The sequence below is a fragment of the Pacificoceanicola onchidii genome (assembly GCF_004804335.1).
GTDB classification, from domain to species: Bacteria; Pseudomonadota; Alphaproteobacteria; order Rhodobacterales; family Rhodobacteraceae; genus Pacificoceanicola; species Pacificoceanicola onchidii.
Map to the genome: position 1 here is coordinate 36946 of NZ_SRXY01000007.1, position 17917 is coordinate 54862.

General features: G+C 61.2%; 12 protein-coding genes. 4 read left to right on the forward strand and 8 right to left on the reverse strand.

The features are described from left to right. Positions 1-37: 37 nt before the first annotated feature. Positions 38-2446, reverse strand: a complete 2409-nt coding sequence (locus tag E4662_RS17390) for a ligase-associated DNA damage response DEXH box helicase (protein ID WP_420819274.1) — start codon at positions 2444-2446, stop codon at positions 38-40. 103 nt (positions 2447-2549) lie between these two features. Between E4662_RS17390 and E4662_RS17395 the strand changes: the two genes are divergently transcribed. The 3 genes from E4662_RS17395 to E4662_RS17405 are packed head-to-tail and all read left to right on the forward strand — an operon-like array spanning position 2550 to position 4805. Further along, positions 2550-3626 (forward strand): CaiB/BaiF CoA transferase family protein, encoded by a 1077-nt coding sequence (locus tag E4662_RS17395; protein ID WP_136442886.1) that lies wholly within the window; start codon positions 2550-2552, stop codon positions 3624-3626. Next, positions 3623-4297, forward strand: coding sequence for a nitroreductase (locus E4662_RS17400; protein ID WP_136442887.1), 675 nt, complete (start codon positions 3623-3625; stop codon positions 4295-4297). Before E4662_RS17395 ends, E4662_RS17400 begins: the two co-directional genes overlap by 4 nt. 34 nt (positions 4298-4331) lie before the next feature. Then, the gene (locus tag E4662_RS17405) at positions 4332-4805 is read left to right on the forward strand and encodes a GNAT family N-acetyltransferase (protein ID WP_136442888.1); all 474 of its coding nucleotides are present in this window, start codon (positions 4332-4334) and stop codon (positions 4803-4805) included. A 3-nt stretch (positions 4806-4808) separates the two neighbouring features. Here E4662_RS17405 and E4662_RS17410 read toward each other — a convergent pair whose 3' ends face one another. The 7 genes from E4662_RS17410 to xdhA all read right to left on the reverse strand — a co-directional run bounded on the left by E4662_RS17410 (position 4809) and on the right by xdhA (position 14122). Beyond that, positions 4809-5882 (reverse strand): BMP family ABC transporter substrate-binding protein, encoded by a 1074-nt coding sequence (locus E4662_RS17410; protein WP_136442889.1) that lies wholly within the window; start codon positions 5880-5882, stop codon positions 4809-4811. Between the two features lie 43 nt (positions 5883-5925). Continuing rightward, positions 5926-6849: an ABC transporter permease gene (locus tag E4662_RS17415; protein WP_206080309.1), complete on the reverse strand. Its 924-nt coding sequence runs from the start codon at positions 6847-6849 to the stop codon at positions 5926-5928. Next, on the reverse strand, positions 6849-7934 hold the full coding sequence (locus tag E4662_RS17420; protein ID WP_136442890.1) for an ABC transporter permease: 1086 nt from the start codon (positions 7932-7934) through the stop codon (positions 6849-6851). The genes E4662_RS17415 and E4662_RS17420 overlap by 1 nt, the downstream gene beginning before the upstream one ends. Positions 7935-8024: 90 nt before the next feature. Then, complete coding sequence (locus E4662_RS17425; RefSeq protein ID WP_136442891.1) at positions 8025-9548, reverse strand: ABC transporter ATP-binding protein; 1524 nt, start codon at positions 9546-9548, stop codon at positions 8025-8027. Further along, positions 9515-10450 (reverse strand): xanthine dehydrogenase accessory protein XdhC, encoded by a 936-nt coding sequence (xdhC, locus tag E4662_RS17430; protein ID WP_136442892.1) that lies wholly within the window; start codon positions 10448-10450, stop codon positions 9515-9517. Before xdhC ends, E4662_RS17425 begins: the two co-directional genes overlap by 34 nt. Then, a complete protein-coding gene (xdhB, locus tag E4662_RS17435) occupies positions 10440-12728 on the reverse strand; it encodes a xanthine dehydrogenase molybdopterin binding subunit (RefSeq protein ID WP_136442893.1) in 2289 nt (762 codons plus the stop codon). The genes xdhC and xdhB overlap by 11 nt, the downstream gene beginning before the upstream one ends. Next, on the reverse strand, positions 12725-14122 hold the full coding sequence (gene xdhA / locus E4662_RS17440; RefSeq protein ID WP_136442894.1) for a xanthine dehydrogenase small subunit: 1398 nt from the start codon (positions 14120-14122) through the stop codon (positions 12725-12727). Before xdhA ends, xdhB begins: the two co-directional genes overlap by 4 nt. A 251-nt stretch (positions 14123-14373) precedes the next feature. Here xdhA and dnaE point away from each other — a divergent pair, with 251 nt between their 5' ends. Further along, positions 14374-17871 carry a DNA polymerase III subunit alpha gene (gene dnaE / locus E4662_RS17445; protein ID WP_136442895.1) on the forward strand — a complete coding sequence of 1166 codons (3498 nt, stop codon included), beginning with the start codon at positions 14374-14376 and terminating at the stop codon, positions 17869-17871. Positions 17872-17917: the final 46 nt, after the last annotated feature.

Sequence of the window (17917 nt, forward strand, 5' to 3'; positions counted from 1 at the left end):
ATGCCATGTCCCTCAAGTCCCGGCAAGAGCTAGCGGGTTAGCCGACCTCGGCCAGCCCGCTTTCCCTGAGCAGTCGGGTTACTTCTTCATCGAGCAGGCGTTCCTCTGCGCCACCGTTTACGGGCACGCGTCCGGGTTCCAGAAACAAGGGGGCCGAAAGCGGTGAGAGGCGGCTGAGGCGAACGTGGTCAATCCGGTTTCCCACGCGGGCGTGCATGTCCCGGATGCGGGAGAAATCGACCAGACCTTTCATGGCTTCAAGCCGCGTGACCTGCATCATCAGGTGATCCGGATCATACTTGAGCAGCGTGTCGTAGAGGATGTCGGAGGACATGGTGGCCTGCCGTCCGGTCTTTTTCGTGCCGCCGAGCCGCCGCTCGATCAATCCGGCGATGGTGGCGGAGGCGCGAAAGGTGCGTTTCATCACGGCGTTGCCGGCAAGCCAGCCATCCAGCCCGACCTCCAGCGCTTCAAGATCGAAAAGCGTACTCGGCTCGCCGACGGCATCCAATCCCCAGAGCAGTGTGGCATAATCTGTGCTGACAAAACCCATCGGGGCGAGGCCCATTTCCTCCATGCGCTTGCTCAGGAGCAGCCCCAGCGTCTGCTGCGCATTGCGCCCGGCAAAGCCGTAGACCACCATGTTTTCCCTCCCATCGTGTGGGAAGGTTTCGATCAACAGGCGGCCGGGTTGCGGCAATTGGCTGTAGTGTTGTTGCAGGCGGAGCCAGTCGGCGGTGTGCCCTGGCAGGCTGGACCAGTCGCTGGCATGAAACAGGCGCAGGATCCGTCCGGAGAGCTGCGTGGAGGTGGCGAATTTGGTGCCGTTGAACGTGGCGATCTTCGGCTTTTTTGCCGCGTCTCGCGTGACCTCGACGATCATTTCGCGCAGGCGGTCATAGCGCACGATCTGCCCGCCGATAAGAAACGTATCGCCGGGCGTCAGGCTGGCGGCGAAGCCTTCTTCCACTTCGCCCAAAGCTGCGCCGCCGCGCCCGCGCCAGCGGACCTTGAGCGTGTCGGTATCCTGAATGGTGCCGATGTTTTGCCGGATACGCTGCGCGGAACGCGGGTCTCGCAGCTGCCACAGGCCATCGGGGCGCTGGATCAGGCGTTTCCATTGGTCATACGCTTTGAGCGCGTAGCCACCTGTCGCGCAAAAGTCGAGGCAGGCATCGAACCTCTTACGGGTCAGCGCCGAAAATGGCCCCGCGCCGTGCATTTCCTCGAACAGTGCATCCGCGTCGAACGGGCCGGAACAGGCGGTGATCAGAATATGCTGGCACAGCACGTCGAGCGGCCCCGGTCCGCGCGGCTCGCCGTCCAGATCGTGCGCCTTTACCGCTTCCAGCGCAGCAATGCATTCGACCACTTCGAAGCGGTTGGCCGGGACGAGCAAAGCTTTGGACGGGGCGTTGTAGCGGTGGTTGGCGCGGCCGATCCGCTGCACCAGCCTTTTCACGTTCTTGGGCGCTCCGATCTGGATCACAAGGTCCACATCGCCCCAGTCGATCCCGAGATCGAGCGAGCCAGTGCAGACAATCGCGCGCAGCTGCCCCGCCACCATGGCAGCCTCGACCTTTTCGCGCTGCGCCCTGTCGAGCGAGCCGTGGTGGATGCCGATGGGCAAAGCCTCTTCATTGGCAAGCCACAGATTGTGAAAGAAGATTTCCGCCTGGGCGCGGGTGTTGTGAAAGATCAGGGTAGTGCGGTGCTGCCGGACCGCGTCCAGCACGGCTGGAATGGCATAGGCCGCGCCACCCCCGGACCACGGAGGCGCTTCTTCGACCTCAAGCATGGAAATGTCCGGTTCCGGTCCGGGATCGGCTTCGATGATTGCACAGGGATTGGGGTGCCGGGCGAGGAACGAGGCCAAAGCTGGCGGGTCTTCAACGGTGGCAGACAGCCCGACCCGGCGTAGGTCAGGGCAAAAATGGTGAAGCCGCGCAAGCGCCAGCATCAACTGGTCGCCGCGTTTGCTTTCCGCCAGAGCGTGGATTTCATCCACGACCACCCGCTTCAACCCCGCAAACATGCGCGGTGCGTCCTCATAGCTTGTGAGAAGAGCCAGCGATTCCGGGGTGGTCAGAAGGATATGCGGAGGATCCGCCCTTTGCCGCCTTTTCTGGGTGTAGGAGGTGTCCCCCGTCCGGTCTTCGACCCGGATCGGAAGCCCCGCCTCTTCGATTGGAATGCGCAGGTTGCGGCGGATGTCAGCGGCCAGAGCCTTGAGGGGGGAGACATAAAGCGTGTGCAGCCCCTCCGTCTCACCTTCCGACAACTCGCACAGGCTCGGCAGAAACCCTGCAAGCGTCTTCCCGCCGCCGGTGGGCGCGATGAGCAAAAGCGACGGCTCGCCCGCCTGATCCAGCATGGCTTGTTGGTGCGGGTGAATGGACCAACCACGCTGGTCGAACCAGTCTTGAAGAGGTGGGGGCAATACCATGATCCATAGATAGCGAGCCTTTGGCAAAAGCAACACGCCTCATCGTCTAAACCCCTTCCCAAGGATTGATTAATCCGCTTCACTCATCGCCGGGGGGACATCCATGCTACACGGAATCCGCATCATCGAATTCGAGGCGTTGGGGCCTGCGCCTTTTGCCGGAATGCTGCTGGCGGAGCTTGGGGCAGAGGTGATCGTCGTGCACCGCAGGTCCGGTGGAGAGAACCCGGCAAAGCAGACGGAAAACCTTCTCGATCGTGGAAAGCGGTCCATCGCGCTCGACCTGAAAAACGCCGATGATCTGAAGGTTGCCAAGGGGTTGATCCGCTCTGCCGACGGTCTGACAGAAGGGCTGCGGCCGGGGGTCATGGAGCGGCTTGGGCTTGGCCCGGAGGAAGCGCTCTGCCTGAACCCCAAGCTTGTCTACGGGCGTATGACGGGTTGGGGGCAGACCGGACCACGCGCCACACAGGCGGGGCATGATCTCAACTATCTCGCCCTCAGCGGGGCTTTGTTCTATGCCGGGCAGCAAGGTCCGCCGCAAACACCGCCGACGATGCTGGGCGATATTGGCGCGGGGGCGATGTATCTCGCTGTCGGAATGCTCGCCGGGTTGCTGAATGCGAAAGCGACGGGCAAAGGCACGGTGGTCGATGCCGCCATTGTCGACGGGGCGAGCCATATGATGGCGCTGCTGCTGTCCATGGGCGCACAGTTTTCGACAACGGCACGGGGGCAATCGCTTCTCGACGGGCCGCATTGGTCGCGCTGCTACACCTGCGCAGATGGCCGGAGCCTGTCCGTGCAGTGCCTGGAGCCACAGTTTTATGCGCTGTTTCTGGAAAGGCTGGGCCTTTCAAACGACCCTGCGTTTGCGCAGCCCTATGAGCCGTCCACATGGGCCGCTGCCACGACACGGCTGGAACAGGTGTTCGCGAGCGCGCCGACGGCGCATTGGGCGGACCTGTTTGCGGGATCGGACGCCTGTGTCGTGCCGGTCCTGACGCCGGAGGAAGCCAAGTCCGATCCGCATATCAGCACGCGAGGTATTTGGCAGGGCGATTTCCCGGCACCCGCGCCCCGTTTTGACGGCGTTGCTGTGCAGCCTGGACCTGTCCCGAACCGGGGACAGGACAGCGCGGCTATTCTATCCGATCTTCAAGACAGAGGTTTCCTATGAGCCAATCAGAAGCCGAGGCACTGCGCGCCTTGCTGGACAGGCGGTTTTCCTGCCGTGCCTATCAGCCGGAGCCCGTTCCGCGCGAAAGTATCGAGGCCGCTTTGGCAGACGCGCAGCGGGTTCCCAGCTGGTGCAACTCGCAGCCCTGGATGGTGCATGCCTGCGGCGTTGAGGAAACGGAGCGGCTTCGGGCTGCGTTGACGAGCCATATCGAAACGGCAACCCATGCACCGGACATCCCATTTCCGCAAAGCTACGAGGGCGTGTACAAGGACCGCCGCCGAACCTGCGGCTGGCAGCTGTATGATGCCGTTGGCGTGGAGAAAGGGGATCGGGCGGGATCGGCGGCAGAGATGCGCAAGAACTTCGCCTTCTTCGGCGCGCCGCATTTTCTGTTGGTCACAACGCCGAAGAAACTGGGCGCCTATGGAGTGCTGGACTGCGGAGCATTTCTGACGGCGTTTCTTCTGGCGCTCGAGGCGCGCGGGATTGCGTCAGTACCGCAAGCCGCCGTTGCCAGCTATTCGGGATTCATGCGTGACTGGTTTGATGTGCCGGATGATCGCGACGTGCTTGTTGGCGCGTCTTTTGGCATCGCGGACGGCGATCACCCTGCCAACAGTTTTCGCACAGAACGGGCGGACCTGCCCGAAGTTGTGATCTGGCGTTGAGACCTCAGTGTCTTCAGATCGAAGAGGAAGAGCCATGTCCGATCATACCGCACACGTGACGGTGCAAACCGACGTTGACGAGAAAGCCGACAAGGTAATCGATGACGGGCTAGAGGTTTTTGGAGAAAAATTTGTTCCCAAGGCCGAGGAAAACCAACAGATCCGGGTCTATGCCCATGCCGCAGATGGCCGGTTCCTGGGCGGGGTGAGAGGCAACACTGGCTATGGTTGGCTTCACATTTGGCAAGTCTGGGTTGACGAAACCGCTCGGCGCCAAGGGTTGGGAACCCGTTTGCTTAAAGCTGCGGAGATAGAAGCTGTTCAGCGCGGGTGTCACTCCGCACATCTCGACTCGCTGAGTTTTCCCGGGGTGCAGGAATTCTACGCGGCACAAGGATGGCTATGTTATGGGGTTCTGGAGCGGTACTTTGCCGAGTACGACTGGCACTCTTTGCGCAAGCGGCTCGTGCCGGTGGATGCGGAAGCGCCCGGAGGCGCTCCCGCGTAGTGATTAATTCGGCACTTCTGCGGTGATGCCTTCGACATAGAAGTTCAGACCAGCCAGATCGCCGTCCGAAGCCACTTCGCCCTCGGCAAGCCAGACAGAACCGTCCTGCTTGTTGATCGGGCCTGTGAAGGGGTGGTACTCGCCCGCCGCGATGGCGTCTTTCATTGCCAGCGCTTCGGCCTTCACATCTGCCGGAACAGCGTCGGTGATTTCACCGATGCCAACCATGCCGGTGGAGATGCCGTCCCATGTGTCTTTGGATTCCCATGTACCATCGAGAACCGCTTGCACGCGTTCGATGTAGTAGGGGGCCCAGTTGTCGATGATCGAAGACACGCGGGGCATGGGGGCGTACTCGCCCATGTCGGACGCCTGACCAAAGGTGATCACGCCGCCCGCTTCCTGTGCTGCCGCTTGCGGTGCGGTGGAGTCGGTGTGCTGCAACACCACGTCTGCGCCGTTTTCAATCAGAGCGCGGGCCGCGTCTGCTTCTTTCGCAGGGTCAAACCATGTGTAAAGCCAGATGATCGAGAACTCGACATCGGGGTTCACCTTCTTGGCGTGCAGATAGGCGGAGTTGATGCCGCGGATAACTTCCGGGATCGGAATGGACGCGATGTAACCAATCTTGTTGGTCTTGGTCATCTTGCCGGCGATGTGGCCCTGAATGGCGCGGCCTTCGTAGAAACGCGCGGAATAGGTCGTCACGTTGTCAGCGCGCTTGTAGCCAGTGGCGTGCTCGAACTTCACGTTCGGGAACTTCTCGGCTACGGCCAGCGTCGGGTCCATGTAGCCAAAGGACGTAGTGAAGATGATGTCCGCACCGGTCAGGGCCATCTGGGTGATGGCGCGCTCCGCGTCGGCGCTTTCCGGTACGTTTTCCTGATAGACGGTTTTCACACGACCGTCGAAATGCGCTTCCATTTTCTGGCGCGCCTGATCGTGTTCATACGTCCAGCCACCGTCACCCGGAGGGCCGATGTAGATAAAGCCAGCGGTCAGTTCTTCTTCTGCAAAGGCAGCGCCGCCAAGGCCAAAGGCCACAGCAGCCGAAGCCAGAAGGGTACGTCTTAGCATGGGTTTGTTCTCCTGTTGGATGGTTTTTTGTCAGTTTAATGGATCAGTGCGACGCGTGGAAGGACCGACCGAGAGAGCCGGGCGCACCATGCGCGCCGCGCGCCGAGATGAAGACAAGCACGATGATCGTGATGAGGTAGGGCGAGGCGCTGAGCAGGGCGACGGGCACATTTGCCCCGGCGGCTTGCAGGTTCAATTGCAGAACCGTGACGCCGCCAAACAGGTAAGCCCCGATCAGCACACGCCCGGCGCGCCAGCTGGCAAAGACCACGATGGCCAGCGCAATCCAGCCCGCGCCTGCGGTCATGCCTTCGGTCCATTGCGGCACGCGCACAAGGCTCAGATACGCGCCACCCAGCCCGGCACAGGCCCCACCAAAGAAGATGGCCATGAGGCGGACCGTGACCACCTTGTAACCAAGCGCATGAGCGCTGTCGTGGCTCTCACCCACCGCGCGCAGGATCAGCCCGGCGCGGGTGTATTTGAGGAAAGCCCAGACGGCGACGACAAGCAGAAGGCTGACGTAGATCATCACATCATGGCTGAAGAGCATTTTGCCGAACACGGGCATGTCCGAAAGGCCGGGAATGTGCACCTTGGAAATCGGCGGCGCTTTCATGCCCTCATAGGGTTTGCCGATCAGGCTCGACAAACCCAGACCCACCAAAGTCAGGCCAAGCCCGGTGGCGACCTGATTGGACAGCAGGAATTGCGTCAGGACACCGAAGCTGAGCGACAGCACAGCGGACGCGGCGGCGGCGGCAAGAAATCCGAAGTAGGGATTGCCGGAGGTCACGGCGACGGCAAAGCCGACCACCGCACCGGTAATCATCATGCCTTCGACCCCAAGGTTCAGAACGCCAGCCTTTTCGACGACCATCTCGCCGATGGCGGCCAAGAGGATGGGCGTCGCCGAAACCATGATGGAGGCGACAAGAAGGACGGGGTTGATCGAACCGAGATCCATTACGCGGCCTCCCTTTTGCCAAACCTGATCCGGTAGTTGGTGAACACGTCTGTCGCCAGAAGGAAGAACAGCAGCATGCCCTGAAACAGCTGAATCGACGCGCCCGGCAGGCTCAGCATCAGTTGTGCCAGCTCTCCACCGATGTAGGTCAGAGCCATCAGTAGCCCGGCCAGAAGGATGCCAAACGGGTTCAACCGGCCAAGGAAGGCAACGATGATCGCCGTGAAGCCGTAGCCTGCGTTGAAGTTGCCGGTGATTTGCCCCGCCGGGCCAGTGACTTCAAAAAGCCCCGCCATCCCGGCCAGAACCCCTGAGATACCAAGGCAGAGCAGGATGATCCGCGCCGGATTGACCCCGGCAAACCGGGCGGCGCGGGGCGCTTCACCGGAGAGGCGGATGTTAAAACCCTGAATGTGCCGGGCCATCAGAACGTAGGCGGCGATGACCGCGATGAAAGCGGTGACAACGCCCCAGTGCATGCCAGTGCCCGCGATGATCTCGGCGTTGTGCGTTGCATCCCACTGCTTGAAATTGCGCGAGCCGGGGAAGCCCATGCCTTCGGGATTGCGCAAAAGGCCTGTGGAGACAGAAATCAGGATGTTCTGCGCCACATAGACGAGCATCAGGGACACCAGAATTTCATTGGTGCCGAACCGGGTTTTCAGAACCGCCGGGATCATGGCCCATAGAAAGCCGCCCAATGCGCCGCACAGGATCATCAGCGGGAAGATCAAGATGCTTTCCGAAGGGTAGAACGCGAGGCCTGCCGCGGCTCCGCAGATCGCGCCCATGATGTACTGACCTTCGGCGCCGATGTTCCAGATACCCGCGCGGAAACCGATGGACAGGCCAATCGCTATCAGGATCAGCGGGCCTGCCTTGACCAGAAGCTGGGGCCTTGAGAAGCCCGCGAACTGCGGATGGAAAAGCGGATCCCAGAAAATCGTGCGCACGGCTTCGATCGGATCAACACCGAGCAAAGCAAACATCAATCCGCCCACCACCATGGTCAGAACGACCGCAAAGATCGGGGTGATAGCGGTCCAGAGCCGCGACGGCTGCGGGCGTTTTTCGAGCGAAATCATGTCAGTGCCTCCGGGCTGGGCCGGGACCAAATCTCATTCATGAGATTTGCCAATTCCATTGATGGAATTGCCGCGCCTCTGCCGTGCCGGTTATCCATGTACATGGGCCACCTCCATGTCATGCGCGCCGCCCATCATCAGGCCAATCTTTTCCATATTCAGGTCCGCCACCGGATGCGCAGGCGACAAGCGGCCTTCGTTCAGGGCGGCAAAGCGGTCAGATATTTCCATCAACTCGTCGAGATCCTGGCTGATCACCACAATCGCCGCCCCTTTGGCCGCAAGGTCCAGCAGCGCTTGTCGGATTGCGGCGGCGGCAGCGGCGTCCACGCCCCAAGTGGGTTGGTTCACGATGAGAACCTCGGGGTTTTGATGAATTTCGCGCCCCACAACGTATTTCTGCAAGTTGCCGCCAGAAAGCGCCCGCGCGGCCGTGTCAGGCCCCGGAGTGCGCACGTCGAACCGTTCGATCACGGCCTCGGTGAATCCTTGGGCCTTGCGCCAGTCGATTAGACCGTTCTTGACGAGGCTTTCCCGCCGCGATGCCGTCAGTACGCCGTTTTCCGTCAGGCTCATATCCGGCGCGGCGGCATGGCCAAGCCGTTCCTCGGGCGCTGACAGCAATCCCATGTCGCGGCGCGCGACCGGGCCGTCGCTGCTGATATCATTGCCTTTGAGCAAGACCGTTCCGCCATCCGACGTCCGTTCCCCGGACAGCGCGGCCAGAAGCTCGTCCTGCCCGTTGCCCGCAACCCCGCCAATGCCCAGCACTTCGCCCGCGCGCACCGCAAAACTCACCTCGCGCAGGGGCGTGCCGAAAGCGCCGGGGGCCGGCAGGCTCAGGGACTTTGCCTCTAACAGAACCGCGCCTTTCTCCACATCCCGCGCAACGGGGGCGGCGAAACTGTTTCCGACCATCAGTTCGGCGAGTTCCTTGGCGGAGGCCTCGGAGGGTGTGCTCTCGCCCACCTTCTTGCCGAGGCGCAGGATCGTGGCGTGATCGCAAATGGCGCGGATTTCTTCGAGTTTATGCGAGATATAGAGGATCGAAGTGCCTTCGGACTTCAGCTGCATCAGTGTCTCGAACAGGATCTCCACCTCCTGTGGCGTCAGCACGGAGGTTGGTTCATCCATGATCAACAGGCGCGGATTTTGCAGAAGGCACCGGATGATTTCGACCCTTTGCCGTTCTCCGGCGGACAGGGTGCCGACGGTACGCGACGGATCGAGCGGCAGGCCATAAAGTTCAGACACTTCCCGGATGCGGCGCGCCAGATCGCGCATGGGCGGCGGATTCTCCATGCCAAGCGCGACATTTTCCGCGACGTTCAACGCGTCGAACAGCGAGAAGTGCTGAAACACCATCGCAACGCCGTTTTGCCGGGCTTCGGAGGGTTTGGAGGGCGAAAAGCTCTGTCCGTCCAGCGTCATCGCGCCTTTGTCCGGCGCAACAAGACCGTAGATCATCTTGACGAGAGTCGATTTGCCCGCGCCGTTTTCGCCGAGAAGCGCGTGAATTTCACCCTTTTGGATGTCGAAGGACACATCGTCATTCGCCACCACGCCGGGATAGGCCTTGGTCAGGCCCTGGATGCCAAGAAGGATGTCCGACATGCGTCCCCGTTCCTTTTTTGTCCATCAATTAGCTGTGCGGCGACCCCGATGGCAATGGCGGCGGGGTGTTTGCCGAGGTGTTTTTGCCCAATTGGGCAGCAGATGCGTTGAATTTGAGCATCCGAGTGACCGAGCGCGGCGAGCCTTTTGCGAAAGCGCGCCCACTTGGTGTCCGAGCCGATCAGGCCGCAAAAAGCGAACCCGTGACCGAGCGCGGCGTGGCACAGGTCAAGGTCCAGCGCGTGCGAATAGGTCACGATCAGGTGGTCCGCGTCCATGGGGGCGTGTGGCATCAGGCGTGCGGGCTGCGCGGCCGGTAGCATGGTGACGCCTGCGGGAATGTCATCGGGAAAGCGTTCGGTTTCGGTGTCGATCCAGGTGACTGCCAGATCCGGAAGCGGTGAGAGAACCTGTACGAGCGCCCGGCCGACATGGCCCGCTCCCCATATCCAGAGGTGGCGCTGCGGCTCGGCCAGAGGCTCGACCATCCAGCCATCCGTGAATGACGAAGGCGGGCGGCACCCTTGACCTCTCGCTTGCGCCAGTACGCGCTTAACAGACAGAGGCATGTCGCCCGGTCCGCGCGCGATGACCGGGCCTTGCAACGCGTCGAGGTCCGGCGCCTCGAACACGTCCGTCCAAAGCGTCACCGCCCCTCCGCAGCATTGACCCATGTCCGGGCCAAGCGCATGGCGCGTCGCTCCGCGCCGCTCAAAGGCGCTTTGCGCGGCTTCCAACTCCAGAGTTCCGCCGCCGATGGTGCCGCTTTGTCCGCCCTCCCAAACAAGCATGGATGCGCCAACCTCGCGCGGCGTGCTGCCGCGCACTTCGGCCACAACGACCCGCGCGACCCGTCCACGTGTAGCAACGGCGGCTTTGAGTTCGGCAAGATCAAAGGACACCGCGCACCCTCCGAACTGCTTTCAGAACGGCTTCCGGCGTGGCGGGGGCGTCAAGCGCAGGATACGCTTCGCCACACGCACTGACCGCATCGGAGAGCGCCATCAGCACGGAAATCCCGTGCATAAAGGGGGGCTCGCCCACAGCTTTGGAGCGATAGATCGTCTCCTCACGGTTTCGCCCGTCCCAGAGCGAGACGTTGAAAACCTCCGGCCGGTCGGAACAGGCCGGGATTTTGTACGTTGACGGCGCGTGGGTGCGTAGCCGCCCATGGTCATCCCAGACCAGTTCTTCCGTCGTCAGCCAGCCTGCACCCTGCACATATCCGCCCTCGATCTGTCCTTTGTCCAGCGCCGGGTTCAGCGAAGCGCCGCAGTCGTGCAGGATGTCCGCGCGCAGGATGCGGTACTCGCCGGTCAGCGTGTCGATCACCACTTCCGAGCAGCTTGCCCCGTAGGCAAAATAGAAAAATGGGCGGCCCTGCCCTTTGATCATGTCCCAGCTGAGTTTCGGCGTCTTGTAGAAGCCGGTGGCGGAGAGGCTCACACGGCCTTCGTAACAGGCTTTGGCGGCCTCAGCGAAGGGCAGGCGATTGCCGCCCACGTGCACTTCGCCGTCCCTGAAGACAACGTCCGCAGGTTCGTCCTGATGAATCCTGGCCAGATGCTCGGCCATGCGATCCCGGATCGCTTCGCAGGCGGCTTTCACGGCCATACCGTTCAAGTCAGACCCGGAGGAGGCGGCCGTTGCAGAGGTGTTGGGCACCTTGGCGGTGTCGGTTGCGGTGATCTTCACCACGTCCATATCCACGCCAAATTCGCTCGCGGCCACCTGGGCAACTTTCTGGAACAGACCCTGACCCATTTCCGTGCCGCCGTGGTTCATGGCGATGGAGCCGTCCTGATAGACATGCACCAGCGCCCCGGCCTGATTGAGATGCGTCAGGGTGAACGAAATTCCGAACTTCACAGGGGTCAGGGCGATGCCGCGCTTGAGCACCGGGTTTTGCGCGTTCCAGTCCGCGATGGCCTCGCGCCGTTCGGTGTAGTCAGAACGCGCCTTGAGCGTTTCAGTCAGATCATTCAGGACAAAGTCCGTGACTGGCTGGCCATAGGGGGTGGACTGCGCTTTGTCTTCCGCAAAATCGCCGTAGTAATTGGCGCGCCGCACGTCGAGCGGGTCTTTGCCCAAGGCGTGCGCCACGTGGTCCATCACCCGCTCGATCCCGAGCATACCCTGTGGTCCGCCGAAACCGCGATAGGCGGTGGCGCTTTGCGTGTTGGTTTTCAGACGGTGGCTTTCAATGCGGACATGATCAAGCGCATAAGCATTGTCCGAATGCAGCATCGCCCTATCCGCAACCGGGTGCGACAGGTCCTGCGCCCAGCCACAGCGGGCGAGTTGCAGAAACTCGACCCCGTGCAGCTTCCCGTCATCATCATGGCCGACCCGGTATTCGATACGGAAATCGTGACGCTTGCCGGTGATCATGAAATCATCGTCGCGGTCATACCGCATCTTGGCCGGACGGCCTGTGGCGCTTGCCACGACGGCGCAGGCGATGGCCAGCGCGTTGCCCTGACTTTCCTTGCCACCGAACCCGCCGCCCATCCGCCGCGTTTCAACGCGCACGGCATGCATGGGAAGATGCAGCGCGTGGGCGACCTTGTGCTGGATCTCGGTCGGATGCTGAGTTGAAGAATGTACGAGCATGTCGCCATCTTCCTGCGGCAAGGCCATGGCGGCCTGCCCCTCGAGATAGAAATGCTCTTGTCCGCCCATGGTGATCTCGCCTTCGAGCACATGCGGCGCGGTGTCGATGGCTTCCCCGGCATCGCCTTTTTGCCAGATACGTGGCTCGCCAAATCGACTGTCCGCATCCATGGCTTCATCGACGGTCAGGATGGCGTCACGGGATTGATAGTCGATTTTCGCAAGGCTCGCGGCCTTGCGCGCGGCAAGATGCGACGTGGCGGCGACAAGGAAGATAGGCTGGCCAAGGTAACGAATTGTGTGCCCGGCGAGCATCGGCTCGTCATGGGCCGACGGTGAACAGTCGCAGTCCGATGGCAGGTCCGAGGCTTCCCAGACGCGCAGAACGCCGGGCGCTTTGCGGACCGGATCCAGATCAATCGCTGTGATCCGCCCGGCGGCGATCTGAGACAGTCCAAAGGCGAGGTGCAGGGTGTTCGCGGGCGCGGGGATGTCATCGACATAACGCGCGGCACCGGTGACATGCAGCCGGGCGGCATCGTGCGGAAGCGGCTTTGCAACGCTCATGCGCGCACCTCCAGCACGGAGGTTGCTGCGCCGAGGTCTTCCAACAGGCAGCGCGAGAGCATGTTGCGCGCCGCGCTCATGCGGTAATCCGCGCTGGCGCGCATGTCGCTGAGTGGCGTGAAGTCCTCTTCCCAGGCATTCCACGCGGCGATGAGTGTCTCATCGGACCACGGCTTGCCGATAATCGCAGCTTCGACGGCGCGGGCGCGTTTCGGTGTTCCGGCCATGCCGCCAAACGCGATCCGGGCCTCTGAAACGGTACCGTTTTCAACGGTTATGTTGAACGCACCGCAAACGGCGGAGATATCCTGATCGAACCGTTTCGACAGCTTGTAGACCTTCAGGGTGTCGGCCTGTTTCGGGATGCTCACGGCCACGACAATCTCGCCCGGGTGGCGATCCTGATTGCCATAGTCGATATAGAACTCTTCCAGGGGCATTTCGCGGTGCGTCTCGCGATACCGCAAATGAACAATGGCACCCAGCGCGATGAGAGGCGGGGGATTATCCCCGATCGGAGAGCCATTGGCAATGTTGCCGCCAATGGTCGCGGCGTTGCGCACCTGTGTGCTGCCGTAGCGGCGGATCATCTCCGCGTAACTTGGAAAATGCGCCTCCATCAGCTTGTGCACCCGGTCCATCGTGACGCCCGCGCCGATGCGCAAATGGGTCTCGGTTTCTTCGATGTGCTGCATGTCCTCGCAGCGATTGAGGAAAATCACCTCTCCAAGCTCGCGCAGCTGTTTGGTGACCCAAAGGCCGACATCCGTGGCCCCTGCGATCAACGTCGCGTCCGGAAGCCGTGCGGCAAGCTCTGCCAACTCGTCGATGGATTGTGGAGCGTGAAAGCCGGGGGACTGACTGTCCCCCGGACCCCCGGTGGATATTTCCGGCACAAAGAAACCGCGGTCTGGTCTGATATGGTTGGGAACCGGTTCCAAGGCTGCGGCTTTGGCGGCGCGGATGATTGGGGCATACCCCGTGCATCGGCACAGGTTCCCGGCGAGCGCGTCGTCAAACGCAGTCTCGCCGTTGAGATGGGCCGTGGCCATGGAACAGGCAAATCCGGGGGTGCAGAAGCCGCATTGCGATCCATGATGGTCGATCATGGCCTGCTGAACCGGATGCAAGGTGCCGTCCGGCGCCGCGAGCCCCTCCACAGTATGCACGGATTTGCCATGCAGTTGCGGCAGGAAAAGAATGCAGGCGTTCAGCGCCTTTGCGCCATCCGCGTCCTGCACCATGACGGTACACGCGCCGCAGTCCCCTTCGTTGCAGCCTTCTTTTGTTCCCTTGAGGCCGCGTTCGTCGCGCAGCCAGTCCAGCAAAGTGGCGGTTGGTGAAACGCCACTCAACGCGATTTTCTCCCCGTTGAGAAGAAAGGCGATTGTCATCGTGAAAAGCCTGCCGCCTTACCATACCTGGCCCAGATTGTCTGGGTCGCGTCCTCGATGCGGCGTAGAAAACGCGTCTTTCTGTAAGTTCAGGCTAGGCGGCGGTGACGCGCATTGGCAAGAAAAAAATGTTGAACCGATGAGCAGTCTCGAAAATCTGCCTGTCTTTTGGGCGGCGCTCTGCGGCGCGGACATCCGCATTTTCGCGCTTCGCTCTTTCGACCGGCTTGGCGAGCGGCTACGGTGCGCCCATGGCCGATCCTCGATTCATTCACCTGCGTACCCACACCGAATATTCCCTGCTTGAAGGGGCTATTCGATTGAAGAAGCTGCCCGCGATGTGCGAGGCGATGGGGCTTCCGGCCATTGCGGTCACGGACACGAATAACCTCTTTTCAGCATTGGAATTTTCGGTTTCTGCCAGTGGTGCGGGCATTCAGCCGATCATCGGATGCCAGTTTGACTTGCGCTATGTTGAGCCTGCCCAGGGGGAGCGCCCGAGGCCGCCTGCGCCAATCGTTTTGCTGGCGCAGAACGAGGCCGGATATGAGAACCTGATGTTGCTCAATTCCTGCCTCTATATGCGGCAGGGATCGGAGCTGCCCTATATCAGTCTGGAGGAACTGGCGCGGAATTCCGAGGATGTGATTTGCCTCACCGGCGGGCCCGACGGTCCCGTAGGCCGGCTGCTTCGCGCCGGCCAGCATCCGGCAGCACAGGCCTTGATGGACCGACTCAATGAGATTTTCGGCGATCGGCTTTATGTCGAGTTGCAGCGTCATCCCGGCGAAGACGGCGCGCCCGAGGCGGAGCGGCTGACCGAGCGGCCCTTTGTCAAGATGGCCTATGCCATGGACCTGCCGCTGGTGGCGACGAATGACGTCTATTTCCCGAAGGAAGAGATGTACGAGGCGCATGACGCGATGATCTGCATCGCCGAGGGCGCTTATGTGGATCAGCAGGAGCCGCGCCGCCGCCTGACGCCGCAGCATTACCTCAAGACGCCGCAGGAAATGGCAACGCTTTTTGCCGATCTGCCGGAGGCCTTGGAAAACACCGTCGAGATCGCCAAACGCTGCGCGTTCATGGCCTATCGCCGGGATCCGATCCTGCCGAAGTTTGCCGATGATGAGGTCAGCGAGCTGCGCCGCATGGCGAACGAAGGCCTGCAGGAGCGTTTGCGGGTCATTCCCCATGCGGTCAGCGTTGAAGAATACCAGGAACGGCTCGATTTCGAGCTCGGCATCATCGAAGGCATGGGATTTCCCGGCTACTTCCTGATCGTGGCCGATTTTATCCAATGGGCCAAAGACAACGACATCCCGGTTGGGCCGGGCCGGGGGTCCGGGGCGGGCAGTCTTGTGGCTTATGCGTTGACCGTGACGGACCTTGATCCGCTGCGCTACAGCCTTCTGTTCGAGCGTTTCCTCAATCCCGAACGGGTTTCCATGCCTGACTTCGATATCGACTTCTGCATGGATCGCCGCGAGGAGGTGATCCGCTACGTGCAGGACAAATATGGCCACGACAAGGTTGCGCAGATCATCACCTTTGGCGCTCTGCTCTCGAAGGCAGCTGTGCGCGATATGGGCCGGGTTTTGCAGATGCCTTACGGGCAGGTGGACCGTCTGTCGAAGATGATCCCGGTGGAAGGCGTGAAGCCGGTCAGTATCGAACAGGCCCTGCGCGATGAGCCGCGTCTGGCGGAAGAGGCGCAGAACGAAGAAGTCGTGGATCGCCTGTTGAAATACGGCATGCAGGTCGAAGGGCTGCTGCGCTCTGCGGGTACGCACGCGGCAGGTGTTGTGATTGCGGACCGCCCGACAGATCAGCTGGTCCCACTCTACCGCGATCCACGCTCGGACATGCCCGCAACCCAGTTCAACATGAAATGGGTTGAGCAAGCAGGACTGGTGAAGTTTGACTTTCTGGGCCTGAAGACGTTGACCGTCATTCAGAACGCGCTGGATCTGATCCTCAAGGGCGGGAGGCAGCTTCACATCGCGGCGGATGGCACCGAGCTTTATGAGCCTGCCGAGGGTGGTGAGAACCAGATGAACCTCATCCCGCTCGACGATGAGGCGACGTACAAGCTTTATGCCTCTGCCAAGACCGTCGCTGTGTTCCAGGTTGAAAGCTCGGGCATGATGGACGCGCTCAAGCGGATGAAGCCCACCTGTATCGAAGACATTGTTGCGCTTGTGGCTCTTTATCGTCCCGGCCCGATGGAAAACATTCCGACCTACTGTGAGGTCAAGAACGGGCTCAAGGATATCACCTCCGTTCACCCGCTCATCGACCATATCCTTGAAGAGACCCAAGGCATCATCGTTTATCAGGAACAGGTGATGCAGATCGCGCAGGTCATGGCGGGCTATTCGCTTGGCGGCGCGGACCTTCTGCGCCGGGCCATGGGTAAGAAGATCAAGGAGGCCATGGACGCCGAACGCCCAAAGTTCGAGAAGGGCGCGGCGGAAAATGGTGTGGACAAGAAAAAGGCGACAGAGGTTTTCGACCTTCTGGAGAAATTCGCCAACTACGGTTTCAACAAATCCCACGCGGCGGCCTATGCGGTGGTGTCCTACCAGACAGCATGGCTGAAGGCGAACCACCCGGTGGAGTTCATGGCCGGTGTCATGAACTGCGATATCCACCTGACGGACAAGCTGGCGGTTTACTTTGAAGAGGTTCGCAAAGGGCTGAAACTGCCCTGGGTACCACCTTGCGTGAACCGTTCTCAAGCGACGTTTGATGTGGTCGATGGGAAGCTGATTTACGGGCTCGGCGCGCTGAAAAACGTCGGTGTCGACGCGATGAAGCTGATCGTCGAAGGGCGCGGAGACAAGACATTTGCGACGCTGTTTGATCTTGCCCGCCGGGTGGAGCTTAAGAAGATCGGCAAGCGACCTTTGGAAATGCTTGCGCGGGCCGGGGCGTTTGATCAACTCGACAGCAACCGTCGCCGGGTGTTCGACAGCCTTGATGCCTTGGTAGCTTATTCGACCGCAATCTTCGAACAGAAAGCCTCGGCGCAGGTTTCTCTATTTGGCGAAGCGGGTGAGGACTTGCCCGAACCGCGCATGTCCCCGGTGACCGATTGGTTGCCTGCGGAACGCCTTGCGGAAGAATTCAAGGCGGTGGGCTTCTACCTCTCCGGCCATCCGCTGGATGACTACATGCCAGCGCTCAAGCGGCAGGATGTGATGACGCTTGATGAGGTAACAGGGCGGGCGGAGCGTGGGGCACTGGTCGCCAAGCTGGCCGGGGTTGTGGCGGGCCGTCAGGAACGCAAATCCGCTCGCGGCAACCGCTTTGCCTTTGCGCAGCTGAGTGACCCGACAGGGGCTTATGAGGTCACGCTCTTCTCGGAGACTTTGGAGAAGTCTCGCGAGTATCTGGAAACCGGGGCCAAAGTGGTGGTGACGGTCGAGGCCACCATGGAGAGCGATCAGCTCAAGCTGCTCGCGCGCGGTGTTGCGCCGGTGGATGCCGTGGCTTCGGGCGGCGGCGTCATGGGGTTGAAAATCCACATCGAAGAACCCGAAGCCCTGCCGCACATTGCGTCGGTTCTGACACGGGCAGTGGATCAACTGCCCAAAGCTGCGCGCGGCCCGGTGATGCTCTGTCTCAACCATGCAGGGCTGCCCGGCGAAGTGGAAATGGACCTCAAGGCGGACTTCCCGGTGACCCCGGAAATCAAAGGCGCGATCAAATCGCTCGATGGTGTTCTTGCAGTCGAGGACTTCTAGCGCGTTTGGGTTTTGGCGTCTCAAAGGGATACCGCATGGCCTCGGG

What these genes read in the sequence shown, in the direction of transcription:
- E4662_RS17390 (WP_420819274.1), bottom strand. Translation starts at nt 2,446, where the DNA reads ATGGTATTGCCCCCACCTCTTCAAGACTGGTTCGACCAGCGTGGTTGG.
- E4662_RS17395 (WP_136442886.1), top strand. Translation starts at nt 2,550, where the DNA reads ATGCTACACGGAATCCGCATCATCGAATTCGAGGCGTTGGGGCCTGCG.
- E4662_RS17400 (WP_136442887.1), top strand. Translation starts at nt 3,623, where the DNA reads ATGAGCCAATCAGAAGCCGAGGCACTGCGCGCCTTGCTGGACAGGCGG.
- E4662_RS17405 (WP_136442888.1), top strand. Translation starts at nt 4,332, where the DNA reads ATGTCCGATCATACCGCACACGTGACGGTGCAAACCGACGTTGACGAG.
- E4662_RS17410 (WP_136442889.1), bottom strand. Translation starts at nt 5,882, where the DNA reads ATGCTAAGACGTACCCTTCTGGCTTCGGCTGCTGTGGCCTTTGGCCTT.
- E4662_RS17415 (WP_206080309.1), bottom strand. Translation starts at nt 6,849, where the DNA reads ATGGATCTCGGTTCGATCAACCCCGTCCTTCTTGTCGCCTCCATCATG.
- E4662_RS17420 (WP_136442890.1), bottom strand. Translation starts at nt 7,934, where the DNA reads ATGATTTCGCTCGAAAAACGCCCGCAGCCGTCGCGGCTCTGGACCGCT.
- E4662_RS17425 (WP_136442891.1), bottom strand. Translation starts at nt 9,548, where the DNA reads ATGTCGGACATCCTTCTTGGCATCCAGGGCCTGACCAAGGCCTATCCC.
- xdhB (WP_136442893.1), bottom strand. Translation starts at nt 12,728, where the DNA reads ATGAGCGTTGCAAAGCCGCTTCCGCACGATGCCGCCCGGCTGCATGTC.
- xdhA (WP_136442894.1), bottom strand. Translation starts at nt 14,122, where the DNA reads ATGACAATCGCCTTTCTTCTCAACGGGGAGAAAATCGCGTTGAGTGGC.
- dnaE (WP_136442895.1), top strand. Translation starts at nt 14,374, where the DNA reads ATGGCCGATCCTCGATTCATTCACCTGCGTACCCACACCGAATATTCC.